Source organism: Micromonospora sp. D75 (assembly GCF_018070405.1).
Taxonomy (GTDB): domain Bacteria; phylum Actinomycetota; class Actinomycetes; order Mycobacteriales; family Micromonosporaceae; genus Micromonospora; species Micromonospora chalcea.
This window is the reverse complement of the sequence record NZ_JAGPXV010000457.1, coordinates 1-4,936: the sequence shown is the minus strand read 5'-3', so window position 1 is coordinate 4,936 and position 4,936 is coordinate 1. Positions and strand designations below refer to the sequence as shown.

Annotated in this window: 3 protein-coding genes and 1 pseudogene; 3 read left to right on the top strand and 1 reads right to left on the bottom strand. The window is 74.8% G+C overall.

The window, feature by feature from the left end; translation table 11 throughout:
* A pseudogene (locus KBX39_RS23015) lies at positions 1 to 194 on the top strand (hypothetical protein); the annotation flags it as partial.
* Positions 195 to 286: 92 nt separating this feature from the next.
* On the opposite strand, the gene KBX39_RS23010 reads toward KBX39_RS23015, so the two are convergent.
* Entirely contained in the window at positions 287 to 2,626 is a 2,340-nt protein-coding gene (locus KBX39_RS23010) for a lysylphosphatidylglycerol synthase domain-containing protein (protein ID WP_210872461.1), read from the bottom strand.
* A gap of 119 nt (positions 2,627 to 2,745) precedes the next feature.
* Between KBX39_RS23010 and KBX39_RS23005 the strand changes: the two genes are divergently transcribed.
* Together KBX39_RS23005 and KBX39_RS23000 are read left to right on the top strand one after the other, a co-directional pair.
* Positions 2,746 to 3,402, top strand: a complete 657-nt coding sequence (locus tag KBX39_RS23005) for a DedA family protein (RefSeq protein WP_166456141.1) — start codon at positions 2,746 to 2,748, stop codon at positions 3,400 to 3,402.
* 39 nt (positions 3,403 to 3,441) lie between these two features.
* On the top strand, positions 3,442 to 4,936 hold a 1,495-nt coding region (locus KBX39_RS23000), incomplete at its 3' end, for an HAD-IC family P-type ATPase (RefSeq protein ID WP_210872459.1).

The window sequence follows — 4,936 nt, the reverse complement described above, 5'->3', positions numbered from 1 at the left end:
TGAACCGGGCGGTGGCGCTGTCGGAGGCCCCCGTGCCGCGCTACAACCGGGGCACGGCCCTGACCCGGCTGGGCCGGTGGGACGAGGCGGCCCGCGACTTCGCCCATGCGCTCGCCCAGCCCGGCCTGGACCGGGCCCTGCGCCGGGATCTGCGCGCGGAACTCGCCCGCTGTCGCCGGGCGCTGACCGGCTGACCCGGCCGGGCGTAGCTCGGGAGACAGCCGAAGACGCGCGGATCGCCACTGCCGCTCAGGCCCCGCCCACGATCGCCCGCCGTCGCCGGCGTTCACAGCAGCCGGCGCCGGGTCAGGAGCCGGAAGGCCAGATATCCCGGCGGTACCGGGAGCCAGAACGTCGCGAGACGGTAGATCAGGGTGCCCGCGACGGCGGCGTCCAGTGGCACTCCGTAGAGCAGCAGACCGGAGACGAGCGCGGCTTCGGTGGCGCCGAGCCCGCCGGGGGTGGGCGCGGCGGACGAGACACCCTCGCCGACGAGGCAGACCAGGATCACCGGGGGCAGGTGGGCCAGCGGGACCGGGCCGGCGGCGATCAGCGCGACGTAGAGACAGAGGCCATAGGTGAGGGTGAGCGCCGTCGACGCGACGACGAGCCACCGCAGCCCGTGCTGGTGGCGCAGTTCGCGCAGCGCGGTCACGACCTGGCCGGCCGCGGCGCGTCCACGCCGCCGGACCCGGGGTACGGCGAGCACGCCGGCGAGGACCAGAAGCACGGCCAGGGCGCCCAGTAGCAGCGGCAGTGCCCTGGCCGCGTCGTGGGTGAGGATGCGGGCGGGCTGGCGTGCGAACGGCAGCAGCACCGGCAGCAGCAGCACGACGGACACCACGCCGGCGGCGCGGGAGACGGCCACGGCGGTGCCCGCGTCAGCGGCGACGAGTCCCTTCTGGTGCAGGTAACGCAGGCTGAGCGCGGCGCCGCCGAGGCTGCCGGGCGCCAGCCGGTTGGCGAACGACGCGGCCACCTGCACCAGGGTGGCCTCGCCCAGCGGGACCCGGCCGGCCGTGGCCAACCGGAGCACGAGACCGCTGAGCAGGTAGGTCAGAGCGGAGCCGAGCAGCGTCGCGGCGACCGCTACCGGGTTGGCGTGCACGATCAGACCCAGGGCGGTGCGGATCTCGCCGAGCTGGGGGAGCAGCAGGTGCACGACCAACCCCAGGACCAGCAGCTCCAGGACGGTGCGGCGGCTGATCCGGACCACCTTCGCCGCCGGGCGGTCGCGGTCCGGGCTGCGTCGCAGGATCTCCTGGCGAAGGCTGTCGAGCATGCCGGGCCGGGCGCGCAGGGCGGTCCGGCCGGCGCGGGACAGCACCGCGGGTTGCAGGAACGGCACGCTGTCCGCGACCGCCGCGACACCCAGGCGGTCGATCGCCGCATCGACCACGCCGGCCGGGTCGACCCGGCCGGCCAGGGCGACCATCAGCTCGACGACGTCGCGGGCCCGCTGCTCGGCCGAGGCGTCGTCGGCGCCGAAGCCCAGGTCCACCAGGTAGACGTGGTCCCGGCCGACGAGCACATTCGCGGCCCGCAGGTCCCGGTGCGCGATGCCCACCCGGTGCAGACGCGCCACCTGGTCCCAGGCGTCGCGTACGGCGGCAAGCGGGACCGGCCCGACGACGGCGTCCAGCGGGGCGGCGTCGATGAACTCCTGCACCAGCACGGCGTCGCCGCCGGGCGCGGCGGCGGTCGTGACGACGGCCGGTATCCGCACGCCGGCACGCGCGGCGAGCAGGGTCAGACAGGTCTCGTGTTCGCTCTGCTGCCGTGCGCTCAGGTACGGCGGCGCGTCGGCCACGTGGCGGTAGCGCATCCGCCGGTAGAGCTTGTAGACCCAGTCCGCGTCGCGTTGCTCGCCACCGGTCACCTTGACGAACAGTCGCCGCCCGCCGGTGGTGACCGCCTGCCACGGCTGCGAGCCACGGGCGTCGCCGTGGATCGGCGCCAACCATGCCACCTCGATCCCGCGCCGCCGCAGCGTCGCCCGCAGTGCGGGCACCGACCGTTGCGGCCCGACCTCGCCGACCACGAGTCGGGTCAGACACACCGCGAGCCAGCCGACGAGGACACCGCCGGCCACGTCGATCGGCAGATGCGCTCCGACGTGGATCCGCGCGACGGCGACCAGCCCGATCACCACCCAGGCGGCGCGGCGCCACCGGGGGCCGCCGGCCCGCGCGGCGACGAGCGCCAGGGCGGTGGCGACCGCGACGTGTCCCGACGGGTACCCGAGGCGTCCGGTGATCGTCTCGCGCAGGACCACGTCGGTGAACAGCGCCGCGGGCCGCTGCCGGGCGACCGCGGCCTTGACGGCTGTCGCGAGCCAGTACGCCAGATTCCCGGCCAGCAGGAGAGTCCACGCGGCGCCGATGCGGCGTGCGATGACGGCTGCTGCGGCGGCGACGAACACCGCCGGGTACGAGCCGACCTGCATGACCAGGACCAGGACCGGGGTCAGCCCGGCCGGAAGGTGGTTGAGCAGGGTGAACAGGTCCTGCTCCCAGCGAGGCACCCGGTGGCTGCGTACGGCCGCGCTGAGCGCCGCCAGAAGGCACGCCGAGACGGTCAGGCTGACCAGCAACGCCGGCGACGGGCGATGCGTACGCGCTCCCACCGGTCCTCGGCCGCCCCTCGTCCGGCACCGTCCCTGCCGTCGACCCGAACCCTACGTTTCGTCCGCCCGCGGGAGCCGCTTCTCTCTCACCGGCCACTCTCCGGGGCGACAATCATCGGGTGGACAGGATCCTGGCGGTGCTCGTGGGGCTGCCGCCGCTGCTCGTCCTGACCCTGGTGATCGTCCTGCCGGCCCTGGAGTCCTCGACGCTGCTCGGGCTGGTCGTACCGGGTGAGACAGCGATCCTGATCGGCGGGCTGGTGGCCCACGGTGGCGCGCTGCCGCTGTGGGCGGTGGTGGCCGCCGGGGCGGCCGGGGCCTGCCTCGGTGACCAGGCCGGGTACGCCCTCGGCCGCCGGTACGGCGCGGGTGTGCTCGCCCGCGCCCCGCGAGTGCTGCGCCGGCGCCTCGACATCGCGCGGGCCCGCCGCCTGGTCGCCCGCCGCGGGGCGTGGGCGGTGCTCATCGGACGCTGGGTGGCGGTGCTGCGCGCAGTGGTTCCCATGATCGCCGGCGCCGGTGGGATGCGGTGGCCGGTGTTCCTGCGGGCGAACCTGGCCGGCGGCCTGGTGTGGGCGACGGCCGTGGCGCTGCTGGGCTACCTGGGCGCCGCCTCCTACCGCTATCTGGAACGGGAACTGGGCATCGGGGAGTGGGCGCTGCTGGCCCTGATCGGCGTCGGCGTGGCGCTGCGGGCGTGGCAGAGGGCACGGCGCGAACCGGCCGACGGTGAGCGGGCAGGCCAATCACCCGCGCGCGGTGGGGCGGATCGGTAGCGTCACTCGTGGGGGTGGCCGGCGACCGCGGAGTGCGCAGTGGGGCGAGCAGACGACGGGCGCGCGGCGTTCTGGGCCGGGCCGCTGCCGCAGGCCGTGGCCGCCGTCGGAGCCTCCACGGCCGGGCTCACCGGTGAACGCGCCGCCGCCCTGCTGCGCGAGCACGGGCCCAACCGGGTCGACGCGGGCGCCAGGCGGGGCTGGCGGCTCCTGCTGTCGCAGTTCACCAGCCCGATCATCCTGATCCTGATTGCCGCGACCCTGCTGTCGATGGCCGTCGGGGATCTGATCGACGGCACCATCATCCTGGCCATCGTCGCGGCCAGCGGCGGCCTCGGCTTCTGGCAGGAACACGCCGCCGGGCGGGCCGTCGACGCGTTGCAGGCCCGGGTCCGGGTGGACACCGAGGTGATCCGCGACGGGCGTGAGGTGTCCGTACCGGTCGAGGAGGTCGTCGTCGGCGACCTCGTGGTGCTGCGCGCCGGGGACGTCGTCCCGGCGGACTGCCGGATCGTTCAGGCGGAACGTCTGCAGGTCGACCAGGCGGTGCTTACCGGTGAGTCGTTCCCCGTACCCAAGTCGGACGACCCGTCGCCGCCGGACGCGGAGCTGACCGCGCGCGGCAACGCGCTGTGGATGGGTACGCACGTGGCCAGCGGCACCGCGCGCGCGGTGGTGATGCGCACCGGCCGCGACAGCACCTTCGGAGCGGTGTCCCGCCGGGTCGCCTCCCGCCCCGCCAGCACCGGCTTCCAGCGCGGGCTGACCCGCTTCGGGCTGCTGCTCGTGCGGATCATGGTGGTGCTGCTGGTCGGCATCTTCGTCGCCAACCTGCTGCTGCACCGCCCGGTCATCGACTCCCTGCTGTTCTCGCTCGCCCTCGCCGTCGGGCTGACCCCGCAGATGCTGCCGGCGATCGTCGCGGTCAGCCTCTCCGCCGGCGCCCGTGCGATGGCCGCGCACCGGGTCATCGTCAAGCGCCTCGAGGTCATCGAGGACTTCGGCGCCATGACCGTGCTGCTGACCGACAAGACCGGCACCCTCACCGCCGGCACGGTCACCCTCACCGGCTGCCTCTCGGTCGACGGTGAGCCGGACGCCGAGGTGGCCCGGCTCGCGAGGCTCAACGCCGGCCTCCAGCGTGGATTTCCCAACCCTGTCGACACGGCGATCATGAGGGGGCAACCACCCGCCGACCAGGGCACCCGCATCGCCGAGGCGCCCTACGACTTCACCCGCCAGCGCCTGTCCCTGCTGGTGCGCGACGGAGACGAGCCGATCCTGGTCACCAAGGGTGCGCTACGCGCGGTGCTCGACGTCTGCGCCACCGCACGCACCGCCGCGGGCACGGTACCGCTGGACGAGGTACGCGAGCGGGTCCTGCGACGGTTCGCCGCGCTCAGCGACCAGGGCGACCGGGTGCTGGGCCTCGCCGTGCGAGCCATGCCCGGCGCCACCGCCGTCGCCGTCGCCGACGAACGGGAGATGACGCTGGTCGGGCTGCTCGCCTTCCAGGACCCACCCCGCGCAGACG